This is a genomic window from Nocardiopsis sp. NPDC007018 (assembly GCF_040635075.1).
Lineage (GTDB): Bacteria > Actinomycetota > Actinomycetes > Streptosporangiales > Streptosporangiaceae > Nocardiopsis.
On sequence record NZ_JBEYHA010000016.1, the window covers coordinates 93,088 to 109,517 of the forward strand.

18 protein-coding genes are annotated in these 16,430 nt (G+C 70.4%); 10 read left to right on the forward strand and 8 right to left on the reverse strand.

Going from position 1 to position 16,430, the window contains the following annotated elements:
• Positions 1-297: 297 nt before the first annotated feature.
• The 8 genes from ABZ635_RS11685 (at position 298) to ABZ635_RS11720 (ending at position 4,474) form a co-directional block, all read left to right on the forward strand.
• Positions 298-549, forward strand: coding sequence for a hypothetical protein (locus tag ABZ635_RS11685; RefSeq protein ID WP_357762713.1), 252 nt, complete (start codon positions 298-300; stop codon positions 547-549).
• 53 nt (positions 550-602) lie between these two features.
• Complete coding sequence (locus ABZ635_RS11690) at positions 603-1,181, forward strand: ATP-binding protein (protein WP_357762716.1); 579 nt, start codon at positions 603-605, stop codon at positions 1,179-1,181.
• Positions 1,181-1,501 carry a hypothetical protein gene (locus tag ABZ635_RS11695; RefSeq protein WP_357762719.1) on the forward strand — a complete coding sequence of 107 codons (321 nt, stop codon included), beginning with the start codon at positions 1,181-1,183 and terminating at the stop codon, positions 1,499-1,501. Before ABZ635_RS11690 ends, ABZ635_RS11695 begins: the two co-directional genes overlap by 1 nt.
• A 100-nt stretch (positions 1,502-1,601) precedes the next feature.
• A complete protein-coding gene (locus tag ABZ635_RS11700; protein WP_357762721.1) occupies positions 1,602-2,144 on the forward strand; it encodes an ATP-binding protein in 543 nt (180 codons plus the stop codon).
• 152 nt (positions 2,145-2,296) lie between these two features.
• Positions 2,297-2,647: a hypothetical protein gene (locus tag ABZ635_RS11705; RefSeq protein WP_357762724.1), complete on the forward strand. Its 351-nt coding sequence runs from the start codon at positions 2,297-2,299 to the stop codon at positions 2,645-2,647.
• An 862-nt stretch (positions 2,648-3,509) separates the two neighbouring features.
• A complete protein-coding gene (locus ABZ635_RS11710; protein ID WP_357762727.1) occupies positions 3,510-3,818 on the forward strand; it encodes a type II toxin-antitoxin system prevent-host-death family antitoxin in 309 nt (102 codons plus the stop codon).
• Positions 3,819-3,945: 127 nt separating this feature from the next.
• Complete coding sequence (locus ABZ635_RS11715) at positions 3,946-4,083, forward strand: type II toxin-antitoxin system RelE/ParE family toxin (RefSeq protein ID WP_357762837.1); 138 nt, start codon at positions 3,946-3,948, stop codon at positions 4,081-4,083.
• Positions 4,084-4,225: 142 nt separating this feature from the next.
• The gene (locus ABZ635_RS11720; protein WP_357762730.1) at positions 4,226-4,474 is read left to right on the forward strand and encodes a hypothetical protein; all 249 of its coding nucleotides are present in this window, start codon (positions 4,226-4,228) and stop codon (positions 4,472-4,474) included.
• Positions 4,475-4,607: 133 nt separating this feature from the next.
• Here the strand turns inward: ABZ635_RS11720 and ABZ635_RS11725 are convergent, their stop codons facing one another.
• The 8 genes from ABZ635_RS11725 to ABZ635_RS11760 form a co-directional block, all read right to left on the reverse strand.
• The gene (locus ABZ635_RS11725; protein ID WP_357762733.1) at positions 4,608-5,009 is read right to left on the reverse strand and encodes a hypothetical protein; all 402 of its coding nucleotides are present in this window, start codon (positions 5,007-5,009) and stop codon (positions 4,608-4,610) included.
• Complete coding sequence (locus tag ABZ635_RS11730) at positions 5,006-5,323, reverse strand: hypothetical protein (protein ID WP_357762736.1); 318 nt, start codon at positions 5,321-5,323, stop codon at positions 5,006-5,008. The genes ABZ635_RS11725 and ABZ635_RS11730 overlap by 4 nt, the downstream gene beginning before the upstream one ends.
• A 146-nt stretch (positions 5,324-5,469) precedes the next feature.
• Positions 5,470-6,441 carry a glycine betaine ABC transporter substrate-binding protein gene (locus tag ABZ635_RS11735; RefSeq protein WP_357762739.1) on the reverse strand — a complete coding sequence of 324 codons (972 nt, stop codon included), beginning with the start codon at positions 6,439-6,441 and terminating at the stop codon, positions 5,470-5,472.
• Positions 6,434-8,401: an ABC transporter permease subunit gene (locus ABZ635_RS11740; protein WP_357762742.1), complete on the reverse strand. Its 1,968-nt coding sequence runs from the start codon at positions 8,399-8,401 to the stop codon at positions 6,434-6,436. The genes ABZ635_RS11735 and ABZ635_RS11740 overlap by 8 nt, the downstream gene beginning before the upstream one ends.
• 1 nt (position 8,402) lies before the next feature.
• Complete coding sequence (locus tag ABZ635_RS11745) at positions 8,403-9,569, reverse strand: glycine betaine/L-proline ABC transporter ATP-binding protein (RefSeq protein WP_357762745.1); 1,167 nt, start codon at positions 9,567-9,569, stop codon at positions 8,403-8,405.
• The gene (locus ABZ635_RS11750) at positions 9,566-11,143 is read right to left on the reverse strand and encodes a GMC oxidoreductase (RefSeq protein WP_357762748.1); all 1,578 of its coding nucleotides are present in this window, start codon (positions 11,141-11,143) and stop codon (positions 9,566-9,568) included. Before ABZ635_RS11750 ends, ABZ635_RS11745 begins: the two co-directional genes overlap by 4 nt.
• Positions 11,144-11,424: 281 nt before the next feature.
• Positions 11,425-12,951 carry an aldehyde dehydrogenase family protein gene (locus ABZ635_RS11755; protein WP_357762751.1) on the reverse strand — a complete coding sequence of 509 codons (1,527 nt, stop codon included), beginning with the start codon at positions 12,949-12,951 and terminating at the stop codon, positions 11,425-11,427.
• 485 nt (positions 12,952-13,436) lie between these two features.
• Positions 13,437-14,384 carry an alpha/beta fold hydrolase gene (locus tag ABZ635_RS11760; protein ID WP_357762754.1) on the reverse strand — a complete coding sequence of 316 codons (948 nt, stop codon included), beginning with the start codon at positions 14,382-14,384 and terminating at the stop codon, positions 13,437-13,439.
• 180 nt (positions 14,385-14,564) lie between these two features.
• Between ABZ635_RS11760 and ABZ635_RS11765 the strand changes: the two genes are divergently transcribed.
• Positions 14,565-15,704: a histidine kinase gene (locus ABZ635_RS11765; protein WP_357762756.1), complete on the forward strand. Its 1,140-nt coding sequence runs from the start codon at positions 14,565-14,567 to the stop codon at positions 15,702-15,704.
• Entirely contained in the window at positions 15,701-16,354 is a 654-nt protein-coding gene (locus tag ABZ635_RS11770; protein WP_357762759.1) for a response regulator transcription factor, read from the forward strand. The genes ABZ635_RS11765 and ABZ635_RS11770 overlap by 4 nt, the downstream gene beginning before the upstream one ends.
• The last annotated feature ends 76 nt before the right edge of the window (positions 16,355-16,430 follow it).

The following is a 16,430-nucleotide window of genomic DNA, read 5'->3' on the forward strand; positions in this document are numbered from 1 at the left end:
CGCGGCCCCGGCCCCATACCGCCGCCAGCTCCGCCCCGCGCTCCCCGCGCTGAGCGCTCCGGCGCACGGGCCCGACCTCGGCCCGGTTGCTGTGGCCCGGCACTACGTGCTCGACGAACTCAACTGCGCTCGCCAGCGACGCGCGGCGGTTGCGCGCGTCGACCAGTCCCGGGGATGCGGCGTCCTGCTGGAACTCGGGGCCTCGCGGGGGCGGGCCCCGAGTTCCAGCGAGTCGCCTCCGCCTCTGCCGAGGCGCCGCCCCACGGGGGCGGCCGCGCGGGCCCGGGGGGCGGCGGCGTGAGGGTCTGCGACATCAGGGAAGCCCCAAGCCTCTCCGCGCTCCGGGATCTGGCGGCCCGGCACCACCGGCCCGTGCACTACCTCGGTCCCACCCTCGACGCCCGCCCCGTCTACTCCGTGATGCACGCCGGTGTGGAGTGGGTCGCGGTCGGCCCCGTACCGGCTCCGCGCCACCCCGCAGACCGCCCCGACCTCGACGTGCTCTTGGCCGTCCTGGCCGGGTTGCGACGCCTGGAGGTGACCTCGTGAGGCCCGCTCCGCCGTTCTCGCCCGAGTTGGCTCGCCGTGAGGTGGTGGCTCCGGTGGCGAGTTTCATCAAGCCCTTTCACTCGCACTACTTCTCCCGCACCGTCGGACCCCCCTACCGCAAGCGCCAGTACTCCTTCGCCGGACTCCCCGGCCTGATGCCTCTGGTCCGGGCGTTCCTGGACACCAGCGCAGCGGAGCGGTGTGAGGAGTTCCAGTTCCTGTTCACCCTCCTGGGCAGCGAGTTGGCGAACAACGCGATCGCCCACTCACGGTCGAGCGAGCGGGGCAGTACGTACACGTTGACGGTGGATCGGGGTGCTAAGGGGATGACGTTGATCTGCCGTGACCAGGGCAGCCGTCTGCCTCAGGAGAAGGGCAACTTCACCGCCGCCACGTTTGAGGAGATCGAGGCGGGCACTGCGACGGGTCGGGGGTTGGCGCTGATCGATGCTCTTGCGGACCGGTGGGGTGACAACGGGGACCCGAAGTTCCGGCAGGTGTGGTTCTTCCTGGCCTACGACCTGACCACGAACCCGTGGAGTCACATCGACATCGACGACCTCAAGGACCCCGAGGGCTCCGGAAGCGCCGGGAACACCGAGAACTTCCTCAAGAACGAGGTGGAGTGCTGATGTTGGACATCGACACCAGGGACCTGCTCTCCTGCGCAGGAGACGCCCTCACCGCACCCGCACACTTGACTCCCGCGCAGGTGGACGTGTGGCACAACCACACCCTGCGCAACCGCATGCCTCTCGTGCTGGAGGCGTTGCGAATCGCCGGAGACGAAGGCGACGCCGAACGGGCCATGGCGCTCATTGACCAGGCTGTGCACGACTATCCCGCACCCACCCGGATTCCCGGCAACAGGCCGGTCCCGGGGTCCCGGCTGCTCTCCCACCGCCACCGCGCGGACCACAACGACGCCCCGGAACCCCCGACCGCCGCCTGAAGCCTGACCAAGGCGTTCACGAAAAAGCTCTGGCGGGTGCGCAAACACCCCCAGAGCAGGCCGACAACACCAACCCCGTTGAAGAGAAGAGATTGCCGACATGGCCATTGTGCCGCACACCCGCGCCCTTAACCACACGGTCGCCCCGCCCGAGCCCGCGTTGCGGTGGGAGTGCCGGGTCTATCCCGGGAAGCTCTCCCACACCAGCCGGGTCCGCACCGACCTGGACACTGACCTCAACCGCATGACTGGGATTCCGGGCGAGGTGCGGGAGGAGATGGTGCTGTGCGCCAGCGAGATGTTCGCCAACGCCTGCGAGCACTCCCGCTCCGGCCAAGACCCCGAAGGCAGGGTGGTCCGGACGCTGGAAGCACCGGTCCCGGGCCTGGTGAGGGTGTCCATCATCGACGACGGCACCAGGACGGACACCATCGTCGACTCCCTCCCGAGGGTTCCGCGCAGGCGCACCCGCAAGGACTGGGAGCAGGCCGAACGCGGCCGTGGCCTGCTCATGGTCGGCCACCTCGCCACCCGGTGGGGGTTCCGGCCGGTGCTCGACTTCCCCTTCTGCGAAGGGCTGGGCACCGTCATCTGGGCCGAGTTCACCCTCCCGACCTTGGCCACCGCTGGGGGCACCCGATGACGGAGCAGGTCAGCGCTCAGGTGCGGTCGGTTCTGACCGCACCGCGAGGCCACCGCTTCACCCGACCGGCCGGGCGTCCGCTCCGGGCCCTCCCGATTCCGCCGAAGGAACCCCAGACACAGGCACCCCGAGCAGAGGCGCCTCGATCGGAGATGCCCTGGGAGGAGACCCACGAGGAACGCCAGGAACGCCTGCTGCGCCAGATGCACGGCAACCCCCGAGTGGCCTACATGCTCCAACATGGCCCGGTGCCGCACTGGGTCAAGGTCGCCCGTCAACACCGCGAACAGAAGGCCCGCGAAGCCCGACAGGCCGCCGCTCACGCTCGGGCTGAACCCGAGACAGAACCACAGCCCGCCGCACGCACCCGGGGCCGCCACCGGGCACCCCGCCGCTGGTGGGGTTGGCCCGCCACCGCGCTCGGAGCCGTTCTCCTCCTCGGACAGACCGCCATGGAAACCCTCGGAGCGAGCCTGGCCCCCGACATCGGCATCCCGATCTAACCCGACAACCACAAGCGGGGCCCGGTATGCGCCGGGCCCCACGCACGTTCTGGGACGGGTCCATGCGCTGTGTGTAGCGTCCGTCGTCGCAGTTGAGGTCCGCGACCAGCTGTCGGTGGGGCGGCCGAACGCTGACCAGTGGTGAAATCGGCACGCTGGGAAGGTCGGTCCTGATGTACGGTCCCAAGGAGTCCCGGTCCGTCCGAAGCAAGACATCCAACCGACGCAGATTCGGGAAACGCTGAGCCCTATGGAGATTGCTGTCCGTATGTTTCCAGTGTCCGTATTCCGAGAAGTTGGAAAAACGGCCACTTGCCGCTGGTAAGTTACCAGGTCGAAGAGTCTACTCCCCGCGCACGCGGGGATGGACCCTGCCACTCCTGGCCGCACTCGTGGCAGATCAGCTGCTCCCCGCGCACGCGGGGATGGACCTCCAGTCGATGAGCCCGGTGATGATCCCGCCCCCGGACCCGCGAGCGGCAATCCTGCTCCCCGCGCACGCGGGGATGGACCCTCCACGTCCTCCGGCTGGGTTTCGTGCCAGAGGCTGCTCCCCGCGCACGCGGGGATGGACCCTCCACGTCCTCCGGCTGGGTTTCGTGCCAGAGGCTGCTCCCCGCGCACGCGGGGATGGACCCAGCTCAACAAAGCAGGACATACACGGGCCAGCGGGCGCTCGTGTACGCGTTCGGAGTGGGGTGACGGTAGCGGGTGCGTCACTGACACACCAGCGTTGTCCTGGCCTCGTGAGGGATGCACGGGCGTGTGGGTGTCGGCCCCTGGGCCGCCGCACTGGATTGAGCATTCGCGCCAAGAACACCAACTACGCCATGTTGGCGTTCAAATGGGCACGATGGGAGCCATGGGTACTGATACCAGCGATGCGCACGAGCTGTCCGTGACCGAGGCCCGCAATCACTTCTCCGATCGGGTCAACCGCGCTGTCTACGGCGGGGAGGTCACCTTCGTCACCCGTGGCCGTCGCCACCAGCGAGCCGCAGCGATCGTCCCGGCCGACATGGTCGAGCACTACGAGGAGCTGTTGGACGAACGCGACGCTCCCATCGCCGCCGAACGTCTGGCCGACATCGATGCCGGGCGGTCCACGACCGTGCCCTTCGACGAGGTCATGCGCCGGATCGGTCTGAGCGCGGACGAGCTGGGCCAGTGAGCGAGTTCTACACCGTTTCCTTCTCTGAACAGGCGACAAGCGGCTCGGCAAGCTCGACAAGCCGGTGCGGTTGTGAATCGCCCGCAAGATTCACGAGCTGGCGGCCGATCCTCGCCCGGCCGGGAGCATCCCGCCCAAGGGCGGGAGTGATTCCTGGCGGGTCCGAGTGGGTGACTACCGGATCGTGTACGCGATCCGTGACGGTGAGCTGCTCGTGCTCGTGTTGAGCGTGGCGCACCGCCGCGAGGCCCACCGCGACCTCTGACCGTCTCGACCTCTGACCGTCTCGACCTCGAGGGCGTTGGGGTGTCGGGAGACTTGACCACTGGCGAACCGCCTTTCGCGTACCCCGGACCGTAGGACGCCGGGGGGCGGGGTAGGACTGTTCACAGGGAGGTGTCTACGACATGGAACGTGCCAGACGCGGCAGGTTGAAGGGGGCGCTGGGCACCCACGACCGCCCGGCGAGCGCACTGGGGTTCCGCCTGGTCCTGGCGGTGTTCGGCGCCGTGGTCATGCTGTTGGGAACGATCGCGGCCATCGTGATAACCCACCTGGCCTGGCTGGTGGTCGTCCTGGGGGTCGGGTTCGTCGCGACGTGCGTGAACGTCTACTGGGTGAGCCGCCGCCTCCACTACGAGCGCCCCGTCCGGTGAGCGACCGCGCCGAGCGGTGAGACCTTCGGGGCCGGTCCCGGCGTCGACGGTGTCCGCGGCTGACGTCGTTGGCCGGGGGTCGACCCGCGACCCCCGACACACGGTGGGGGCGGGCCCTTCCGGACCCCCCTACTCAGACCGTCACCAAGGGCACGTCCCCCTGGACGGAATCCACCAGCTTCGCGAGGTCCACCGGGTCCGACGTGACCACCGCGGCACCCGCTTCCATCGCCACGAGGGCCACCATGGCGTCCACGACGTCGGTGGTCCCGGACATGCCCAGGAGCTTGCCGATCCTGCGTGCCATGCGCTCGTCGAGTTCGACGGTCTCGGTCACCTTGACCACGCGGGCGATCGCGGCCTGACGGGCTCCTCCACGCCAGATCTGGGCCAGCACGGCGGACGGGAGCAGGGGTTGGCGGCCAGCCTGGTTCTCCCTGCGGCACAGGGACCACACCACCCCTCGGGGGTTGGCCTCGGCCTCACGGAGCGCGCCCGCGTCCAGGACGAACCCCTGGGGCCGCAGTACCTTCACTGGTCACTCGCTTCGTCGAGGTGGTCGAGGCGGGCCAACGCGGCCTGGTTCGCCCGTGCCCTGTCCATGGGGATCGGGCGACCGACACCGGTCCGTTCGGTGACCCGCTCAGCCTCAGCCTCGGCCTCGGCCGTAGGTTCCCCGTGTTCGGCGAAGTGCTCTTCGAGGGCTATCGACCCCTCCTCCAGGTCCGCTGCTCTGCGCGCGGCCCTGTTCAGCCATCTGGAGAGCGGCACCCCCTCCCGGGCGGCCGCGCGCCGGGCGCGCTCCAGGGTCTCGGTCTCCAGGGAAACGGACAGCTTCTCAGCGGACATGCGACCAGAGTACGCGAAAGGTAGCACCCTGGTAGCACCATTCGCGCGAAGGGTCACCCCCGGCCTCCGCTCACGTGCCAGTCACCGCGACCCCGGACACACAGTGGGGCGGGCCCTTCCGGACCCGCCCCCACCACACCGCGCCGCTACCGGTTCTCGTGACCCTCCGGGAGCCACGGCTCCCAGACGTCACGGTTCTCGTCGACCCAGATCTCCGCGGCCTCGGGCGGCGAGATCCCCTGGTCGGCGATCATCTGCGCGACCTCGTTCTGCTGGGAGTTGGTCCACTTCCAGTTGTCCAGGAAGCGGTACGCGTAGTCGTCCTCCTCCACGAAACCGGCCCGGAAGATCTTGTTCAGGTCGTAGACCGGGTAGTCGCAGGGCACGTCGTCCAGGTTGGCGTCACAGCCCTCGTGGTAGTCGGGGAAGTCGACCTTGACCAGGTCGACCTCCTCCTGGAACCACTGCGGATCGTAGAAGTAGAAGAGCACCGGCTCCTCGTTGGCGTAGCGGCGCCGCACCTCGGTGATCTGCGCGGCCTCCGAACCGGCGTAGACGATCTCCAGGTCCAGGCCGAAGGCGTTGATCATGCCCTGGTCCTGGCTGACGAACCCCGGAGCACCCGCGAGGAACTCGCCCCTGTCGCCGGTCTGGGCGGTCCGGAACAGGTCGGTGTTGGCCTTGAGCCCCTCCAGGGTGGTGATCTCGGGAACCTCCTCCGCCAGGTAGGCGGGGACGTACCAGCCGATGACCCCCTCGTTGCCGTTGGGGCCGCCGTCCACGGCGGTGCCGTTACCGTCCGGCCCGTAGAGCTCGAACAGGTCCTCGTGGCCCCAGTTCTCCACGATGACGTCCATGACGCCCTGGTCGAGCGCCTGCCAGGAGGGCTGTTCGTCCACGCGCACGAGCTGGACCTCGTAGCCCATCTCCTCACGCAGGATGTTCGCCAGCACCTCGGCGCTGGCCTCGTAGCCCACCCACCCGTTCACCGCGATGCGCACGGTGTTGGGGTCGCGGGCGATCTGGTCGGTGCGCACCGCGCAGGAGCTCACCATCACCAGGGCCAGCCCGGCGGCGAGCAGCCGGAGCAGGGCGCCCCTCGTCGTCAACCTAGGCACGGGGTGCCCTCCTTCCCTGCGTCACCCGGTCCAGGAACAGACCCAGGAACACGATCGCCAGACCCGAGGCCAGACCCAGCCCGAGCTCGTTCTGCGCCAGTCCGAGCACCACGTCGTTGCCGAGCGCTCCGGCGCCCACCAGCGCGCCCATGACCACCATCGAGAGCACCAGGATGATGCCCTGGTTGACCGCCAGCAGCAGGGAGCCCCGCGCCATGGGCAGCTCCACCTTGGTGAGCAGCTGCCACTTGGTGGACCCCTGCGACACCGCGGCCTCCAGCGTGCCGTCCGGGACACCCCGGATACCGTCGTTGACGAGCCTGATCACGGGTGGCAGGGCGAAGATCACCGCGGCGGCGAGGGCGGGGACGGGCCCCAGGCCGAGCAGTGCCACCGCGGGGATCAGGTACACGAAGGGCGGCAGGGTCTGCATGAAGTCGAGCACCGGCCGCAGCAGCGCCGCGAACACGTCACCGCGCGACATCAGCACGCCGACGACCACGCCCAGTGCGATGGTGACGACCGTGGCCACCAGCACCTGGGACAGGGTGACCATCGCGTTGTCCCACACCCCGAGCAGGCCGATGGCGAGGAACGACAACGCGGAGACCACAGCGACCCGCCACCCCGCGAAGATCAGGCCGAGCGCGGCGGCCACCAGCACCACCAACCACCAGGGCGAACCGGTGAGCAGGGTGTTCAGAGGCCCGAGGACCCAGATCTGTGTCCAGGAGCCCAGGGCGGCGGCGGCCGGGCCGATCGCCGACTCGATGGCCCGGTCCACGGCGTTGACCGGGATGTCGACGCGGACCGACAGGTCGCGCGGCCAGCCGCCCAGGCCGAAGAGGCGGCCCACGGCGGCCGCGCCGACCGCCAGGGCGAGCATCCCGCCCAGGAGCGGCATCCGGTACCGCTCCGGAACCCGGGGCGTGTGCGCTCCGTGGCCGACGGCGCCGGTGACCCGGTCCATCGCGATCGCGAGCATGACGATCGCCAGGCCCGCCTGGAACGCCTGGCCGACGTTGATCTTGGTCAGGGCCTGGTAGATGGCGTCGCCGAGACCGCCCGCGCCGATCACCGAGGCGATCACGACCATCGACACGGCCAGCATGATGGTCTGGTTGACGCCGAGCAGGATCGTGCGCTTGGCCAGCGGAAGCTGCACCTTGGTGAGGATCTGCCACGGGGTGGAGCCCAGCGAGGTGGTCGCCTCGACGGCGCCCTTGTTCACCTCGCGGATGCCCAGCGCGGTGATGCGCACGACCGGCGGGAGGGCGTAGACGGCCGTCACGACGGCGGCCGACGCGTTACCGATGCCGAACAGCAGCACGAACGGCAGCAGGTACGCGAAGGCCGGCATGATCTGCATGAAGTCCAGCACCGGGCGGACGGCCCGGTAGAACCCGGCGCTGCGCCCGGCGAGGACGCCGAGCGGGATGCCGAACAGCAGGGCGATGAACACCGAGGTGATGATGAGCGACAGGGTCGTCATCGACTCGTTCCACAGCCCCGTGAGCGCGAACACGCCGAACGTGGCCAGGACCAGCAGCGCCACCCGCCACCCGGCGACCCGCCAGGAGGCGACGACGCCGATGACGGTCACGCCGAGCCAGGTGAGCCCGTTCAGGAGCTGGTTGATCAGCACCACGGCCGATCCGAGCCCCACGGATATGTAGTTGAAGAAGTAGAGGAACAGCGGGCTGTCGTTGCGGTTGGCGACGATCCACGCGTAGACCCCGTCGAGCCACGCCATGAACGCGTCGCCGATCCCGGTCGGGAAAGCCCCGGCCCAGGCCGGGTGGCCCAGCGCCCGGTTCACCCAGTAGCCCGCGACCAGCACCGCGACCGCGACCAGCGCCTGGAACCACGTGCTGCGTACGAGGCCTCCGGTGTCTCCCGGGTCTGCCGGTCCTCCCGCGCCGGTGCCCGTGGCCCCGGCGGTTTCGGTCACCGCGGCCATGTCACCCACCGTCCCCGGTCGGCTTCGGGGAGGCGTGGTCGGTGGCCTCGTCGGAGATCTCCTCCACCGTCTCCTCCTCGATCGCCGCCACCTGGTCGGCGTCGTCCAGCTGGTCCTCGGCGATGGCGCGAAGCACGTCGTCGCGGCCCACGTAGCCGAGGAGCGTGTCGCCCTCCACGACCCGGACCGGGGCGGTGCTGGCGGCGAGCATGGGCAGGACCTCGGCCAGGACGGTGCCGGGTTCGGTGGTGGGGCCGTCGGTGCGCTCGTCGGGGTAGGCGTCGCGGACCAGCCACCGGGCGGTGAGCACGGTGGTGCGGGCGACGTCGGAGGTGAAGTCGGCGACGTAGGCGTTGGCCGGGCGGCCCACGACCTCCTCCGGGGTGCCCACCTGGACGAGTTCGCCGTCACGCATGATGGCGATGCGGTCGCCCAGCTTGAGCGCCTCCTGGAGGTCGTGGGTGATGAACACGGCGGTCTTGTTCAGTTCGCGCTGGAGCCGTACGACCTCGTTCTGCATGTCGCGGCGGATCAACGGGTCGAGCGCGCTGAAGGGCTCGTCGAACAGCAGGACCTGCGGGTCGACGGCCAGGGCGCGGGCCAGTCCGACGCGCTGCTGCATGCCGCCGGAGAGTTCGCCGGGGCGGGACCTCTCGTAGCCGGAGAGCCCGACCATGTCGATCATCTCCATGGCCCGCTCGTAGCGTTCGGCGCGCGGCATCCCGCGCACCTCCAGCCCGTAGGCGACGTTGTCGATGATCCTCCGGTTGGGCAGGAGCCCGAAGTGCTGGAAGACCATGGCCATCTTGTGCCTGCGCAGCTCGCGCAGCCGCTGTTCGGTGGCGTTCTCGATGTCCTCGCCGTCGAGCAGGACGGACCCGGCGGTGGGTTCGATCAGGCGGGTCAGGCAGCGGATCAGGGTGGACTTGCCGGACCCGGACAGGCCCATGACCACGAAGATCTCACCGGGGCGGACGTCGAAGCTGACGTCGCGCACCGCCACGGTGCAGCCGGTGCGCTCCTTGATGAGGTCGCGGTCGGCCCGTTCGAGGTCGGTGCCCACGATGGAGTCGGCGTTCTTCCCGAACACCTTCCACAGGTTGCGGACGGAGAAGGTGACGTCGGTGGGGCCGGTCGCGGGGGCCGTTTCGGCGGCCGGGGCGCTCATCGGGCCTCCCCCTCGGCGGCGGCCCGATCCTCTCGGATGAGGTCGGCGGCGCGCTCGCCCAGGGCGAGCACCATCACCATCGGGTTGGGGGTGGGCAGGGTCGGGAAGACCGAGGCGTCGGCGATCCGCAGACCGCGCAGGCCGCGCACCCGCAGGCGGGGGTCGACGACGGCGGTGTCGTCGTCGGCGGCGCCCATCTTGCAGGTGCCCGCCGGGTGGTAGACGGTGTGCGCGGCGCGGCGCCCGTACTCGGACAGCTCCTCGTCGGTCCGGACCTGCGGGCCGGGGGCGACCTCGCGCTTGATCCAGGAGCGGAACGGCTCGGTGGCGGCGACGTCGCGGGCGATCTTCAGCCCGTCCACGATGGTGCGCTCGTCGTACCCGTCGGGGTCGGTGAAGTACCGGAAGTCGAGGGCGGGCTGGGCGGCCGGGTCGCTGCTGGTGAGGTAGAGCTTGCCGCGCGAGCGCGAACGCGGGATGTTCGGGGTCATGCAGACCGCGTAGCCGTCCTCGGGCGAGTCGTAGCCGAGCCGCTTCGTGTTGTCGTCGAAGGGGATCTGGTAGATGTGGAACATCAGGTCCGGGCGGGGGTCGTCGCCGTCCTCGCGCCGCACGAACAGGGCCGCGTCGGAGTCCATCACGGTGTTCTCGGGGACCCTCCTGGTGGTCTCCCACATGATGATCGACTCGGGGTGGTCCTGGAGGTTCTCGCCCACGCCGGGCAGGTGGTGGCTGCTCTCGATGCCGATCGCGGCCAGCTCCTCGGCGTCGCCCACACCCGACAGCATGAGCAGGCGGGGGCTGTCGACGGCCCCGGCGGCCACGATGACCTCCTGACGGGCGCGGACGGTGATCCGCTCGCCGTCCTTGGTGGTGGCGCTGACCCCGGTGGCGCGGTCGCCGTCGAACAGCACGCGGCCGACCCAGGTCTCCAGGAGCACGGTGAGGTTGGTCCGCACGTCCATGATCGGGTGCAGGTAGGCCACGGAGGCCGAGGAGCGGTAACCCGTGTAGGGGTCGTAGGCGATGGACAGGAACCCGGCGCCCCCGGAGAATCCGTCACCGTGGGAGGTCAGGGCGTTGAAGTCCTCGATGACCGGGACGTCGGCCGCCTCGGAGGCGGAGGACACCCAGTCCTTGACCATCGCGTTCCGGTCCTTCTCCGCGATGGGGATGATGTTGCACTTGATGCGGTCGGCGTAGGACTGCACGGTGGCGTTGTCCCAGCCCTCGGCACCGGCCGCCACCCAGTCGTCGAGGTCCTCGGCGAACGGCCGGAAGCTGATCAGCGTGTTGTGCGAGGAACAGCCGCCGAGGACCCGCGCGCGTGAGTGCAGGATGTGCGAGTTGCCCCGGGGTTGTTCGGTGGTGGTGTACCCGTAGTCGAGGTCGCTGTCGAGGACGCTCAGCCAGTCGCGGAGCCGGAGCACGTGCTCCAGGTCGCGGTCGTCCGGCCCGCCCTCGATGACGCAGACGGTGGTGCCGGGGTCCTCGGTGAGGCGGTTGGCGATCACCGACCCCGCGGTGCCTCCGCCGACGATGACGTAGTCGTAGGTGGTTTCGTTCGTGGACACGGGCCGAATCCTCTCGTTCGTGTTGCTCAGGGGGATGCCGGGGGGAAACCGACCCGCGTGCACTCGGTGGGCATGTGCGTCGGGGTGCCGCGACGGTCGCGGCACGGGTTCGGGAGGGCACCCGTCGGCGCGGAGGACGGAACCGCGCCGACGGGTGGCCTGGGGTCTTCCGGGCGCCCCCGCCGCCCGGACTCCGGAGGCCGGTGGTCAGGTGGTCCGCGTCCCCGTCGTGCTGAGGTCGGCGGGCCCCGGACCGGGTTCCGGTGGTCTGGTGGTCCGGGTTAGCCGAACCAGCGCTGCGGCTGGGGCGACAGGTTCCGGTAGACGTGCTTGGCCTCGCGGTACTCGTCCAGTCCGGCCAGGCCGAGCTCGCGGCCGACGCCGCTGCGGCCGAACCCGCCCCACTCGGCGCCCGGGAAGTAGGGGCCGTAGTCGTTGATCCACACCGTGCCGTGGCGCAGGGCGGCGGCCACGCGCTCGCCCCGGGCGGTGTCGTTGGTCCACACGCCGCCGGAGAGTCCGTAGTCGGTGTCGTTGCCCAGCTCGATCGCCTGCGCCTCGGTCTCGAAGCGCTCGACGGTGACGACGGGGCCGAACACCTCGGTCTGGACGATGTCCATGGTGCGGTCGCAGTCCACGAACACGGTGGGCCGGTAGAAGTAACCGTCCCGGAGCCCGTCCTCGTCGGGGCGCCTGCCGCCCGCGATGATCCGGGCGCCCTCCTCGACACCGCGCGCCACGGCCTTCTCCACCTTGGCGCGGTGCTCGGCGGAGACCAGCGGCCCGCAGCGGACGCCCTCGTCCTGGCCCCGGCCGATGCGGACGGCCTCGGCTCGGCGGGCGAGTTCGGCGGTGAAGGCGTCGTGGATGTCGTTGTGCACGATGAGGCGCGCACCGGCCGAGCACACCTGGCCGGAGTGGAAGAACGCGGCACTGAGCGCGTAGTCCACGGCCGTGTCCAGGTCCACGTCGGGGAAGATGATGTTGGGGTTCTTCCCGCCCAGCTCCAAGGCGATCTTCTTGACCGTCTCGGAGGCGGCCGCCATGATCCGGCGCCCGGTCACCAGGCCCCCGGTGAAGGAGACCAGGTCGACGTCGGGGTGCTCGGACAGCGGTGCGCCCGCGTCGGGCCCGCTGCCCAGGACCAGGTTGACCACACCGGCGGGAACCCCCGCCTCGGTGGTGAGCTCCACCAGTTTGGCGGTGGTCACGGGGGTGACCTCGCTGGGCTTGACCACCATGGTGTTGCCCGCCGCGATGGCCGGGGCCATCTTCCAGGCCAGCTGGAGGAGCGGGTAGTTCCAGGGTGTGATCATGCCGCAGACGCCCACGGGCTCATAGACGATCCGGCTGTGGACGCCCTCGGGGGCGGACACCAGGCGGCCGGCGTCCTTGTCGGCCAGTCCCGCGTAGTAACGGAAGACGTTGGTGACGTCGTCGACGTCGATCCCGCCCTCCTCGATCGTCTTGCCGGTGTCCAGCGACTCCATGACCGCGATCTCCTCGCGGTCGCGCTGGAGCAGGTCGGCGATCCGTTCGAGGACGCGCCCGCGCTCCTCGGCGGTGGTGCCGCGCCAGTCCCCCTGGTCGAACGCGCGCCGCGCCGCCGCGATGGCGTCCTCGGTGTCGGCCCTGCCGCCCTCGCTGACGATGGTCAGAACGGAGGCGTCGGCCGGGTCGAGGATCTCCCGGACGCGTCCGTTGCGCGCCGCCCGCCACTCGCCGTCGATGTACAGGCTGGTGGCGGTGGCCGCTCCCGGTTCGGACAGGTAGGGCACGGTCGGCAGGGTTACACGGGTCTGGTTCACGGACCCCTTCTGCCCAGGTTCGCTCGTCACAAACAGCCTCGTCTCGTAGGTCATATACGCCACAACATTCCCATAACCCCCGCTGAACAGGAGAAACGGTGCGCCCGTGGGCATATCGGCCGTGGCTCATATCACCAGACCACGTGGACAGACCTACGCCCCGGTCCGCTCCACGAAGCGGCGGACACACCGCGCTGGGAAAGACCGGGACGAGTCTTTGACGTGCGTTTGTGTGGAACTCCGGTGGTTCGTCGGTGCCCGTACGCGGCACCCGGACGCATGCCGTGCAGGACCGCCGGTCCCGAGAGCCGGGAGGCCGTGGCCGCCGAACTCAACAGCCGCCCTCAACAGCCGCACGCACAACGCTCGGCTGGGAAACCCCAGCCGAGCGCCTCGCCAAGCCACCGGACCCGGCCAGCCCACCAGCGGTGTCGCAACGACCCCTCGAACTCGCCCGGTGACGGGGCCCCTTCGAACCCGGAAGGTCAGGCGGCGGCCTCGTCCACGACCCGGCGGACGGCGTCGACGGCGACGTCGGGCTCGTCGACGTGGATGTAGTGGCCGCTCCCCTCGGCGGTGCTGAGCCGACTGCGGTCGGAGAGCGCCAGCCACTTCTCCTGACCCTCGGACCACACCCGCTCCAGGTCGTCCCCGTACTCGGCGATCTCACCGAGGTAGGGAACCCCGTGCTGGACGACCTCCACCGGGACGTCACCCGCCGAGCGGACCTCCGGGTCGCTGTCGATCACGATGGCCTCCGGGTTCTCCCCTTCGAAGATCGCCATGTTCTGAGCGCGCACCTCGGCTCCCTCGCCCGTGGCCGACTCCGGGATCACGTCGCTGATGTCGTCGATCATCGTCGGCGACGTGGCGTCGAGCAGCACCAGCCCGCTCACCCGGTCCTGGTGGTCCGGGGCGTAGCGCGCGGCGATCAGGCCGCCCAGCGAGTGCCCCACCAGAACCACCGGGCCGTCACCGGCGACGTCCTCCAGGACGACGGTCAGCGTCCGGCCCGCGTCGTCGATGCTCTGCCGCCCCTCCGGCTGGTCGCTCTCGCCCTCGCCGAGCCGGTCGTAGGAGCAGACCCGCTCGTCCTCGGCCAGGGTCTCCTGGAGCCCCTCCAGCGTGTCGAGGCCGTCCCCCATCCCCGCCATCAGCACCACCACCGGCCGACCGTCCGACGGCGTCCCGGAGCAGGAGACGTGCACGGAGGCGCCGTCGACGTCGAGCGTCTTCGTCCCGGTGAACAGCTGTCCCTCGGTCAGCACCTCCCTGGCGGCGTCCTCCAGATCCGACTGCACCTCCTCGGCGGCCGATCCCAGCTCCGACCCCACCTCGGAGAACACACCGCAGCCGACCAGACCCGGGAACACCGCCGCGCAGCACAGGGCGGTCAGGGCGGTGGTCCGGGCGGAACGGACGGTGCGGAACATGGGGCGCCTCCAGGCAGCGGGTCCGGCCGAGCGGTGGGCGGCCGGGAGGGGTCTTCGTGACACCGGAAACGCTACGGAACCCGGGGCCGGGAGTCGTCACCGCCGAGTGGACACCCGCCCGTAGCTCGCATGGGGGACAAAGGGAGCGGAGCCGTCCCTCCACGCCACTACACTGCGTCCGTGCCCTGGTACCGACGCCTCCCCCCGCTGTGGCGGCGGCTCGACGTCACCGTCCGAGACCTCCCCCTCGCCCTCGTCCTGCTGGCCGCCTCCTGCGTACCGTCCCTGCACGGGTACGGGACCCAGGTCGGCGGGGTCGCGGACCGCCCCATGGACGCGCTGGGGGTCGTCGCGCTCCTCCTCCAGTGCCTGCCGCTGGCCGGGCGACGGCGGTGGCCCGCGCTGACTCTGGCCCTGGTCGCGGTCGGCTTCGCCCTCGACCAGCTGAGCGGCTACCACCTGATCGCCGGGACCGCGATGCCCCTCGCCCTGATGAGCGCGGGCGTGCACCTGGAGCGCCACCGGCGCGCCACCCTGCTGGTCGGCAGCATCGCGTTCGTCGCCCTGGCCCTGGCACTGACCCGGCTGGGCGAGGGGGAGACCCCCGCGGAGTGGGTGGTCTTCTACCTCGCGCACGGTCTCGCCTGGGGCATCGGATCATGGGTGCGCTCCACCCGTGTCGCCGAGGCCGAACGCCGCCGCCGGCTGGCGGCCGACACCCTCGCCGCCGAACGAGCCCGCATCGCCCGCGAACTCCACGACGTCGTCACCCACCACGTCACGGCGATGGTCGTGCAGACCGAGGCCGCCCGCTACCTCACCGCCGCCCCCGAGCACCTCGACCGCACCCTGGGGACCGTCAGCGAGACCGGCCGCCAGGCCATCACCGACCTCCGGCAGCTCCTCGACGTGCTCGACCCCGCCAACCCCGCACCCGAGAACGACGAGGCGATGCTCGACGTCGTGGAGCGCACCCGCCGGGCCGGTCAGCCGGTGCGCTTCAGCGAGGAGGGCGTGCCCGCCCAGACGCGCGGCGGCGCCGAACTCGTCGCGCAGCGGGTCGTGCGGGAGGCGCTGACCAACGCCCTCAAGTACGCGCACGGGAGCCCCACCACCGTGGACGTCCGGCACCGACCCGAGGAGATCACCGTGAACGTCAACACCGAGCGCCCCGGCCCCCGGGGCGTCTCGCCCGGCGGAAGCGGGCGCGGGCTCACGGGCCTGCGCGAACGCGTCGAGGTGCTGGGCGGCGACTTCACCGCCGGTCCCCGAGGCGACGGCGGTTTCACCGTGCACGCCCGTATCCCCTCCGCGCGATGAGCGTCCGGGTGCTGGTCTGCGACGACCAGGTGCTGATCCGCACCGGGCTGGTGACGATCATCGGAGCGCAGCCCGACATGGAGGTCGTCGGCGAGTGCGGCGACGGGCGGACCGCCGTGGAGATGGCGCGGGACCTGCGGCCCGACGTCGTCGTGATGGACGTGCGGATGCCCGAGCTCGACGGGATCGAGGCCACCCGGCTGTTGGCGGGCGAAGGGGTGGAGCGTCCGGTGAAGGTGCTGGTGGTCACCACGTTCAGCCTCGACGAGTACGTGTACGAGGCGCTGCGGGCGGGCGCCAGCGGGTTCCTGCTCAAGGACGCGCCGCCCGACCAGCTGCTGAACGGTATCCGGACCGTCGCCACCGGCGCGGCCCTGCTGGACCCCGAGGTCACCCGTCAGCTGGTGGGCCGGTTCGCCGCCCGCATCCGGCCCTCACACGGTGCCGGTGCGGAACTCCCCCTCACCCCGCGGGAACGGGAGGTGCTGGGGCTGATCGCGGACGGGTTGTCCAACAGCGAGATCGCCGCGAGCCTGTTCATCAGCCAGGAGACCGTGAAGACCTTCGTCTCGCGCATCCTGACCAAACTCGACCTGCGCGACCGCGTACAGGCGGTGGTGTTCGCCTACCGGCACGGGCTGGTCGCCTAGATCGTTGACGGGGGGAAGACACCCGCGACGTTCTGACGTACATTAGGTGTACCTAAGTCGATTGGTCCGACTCCTC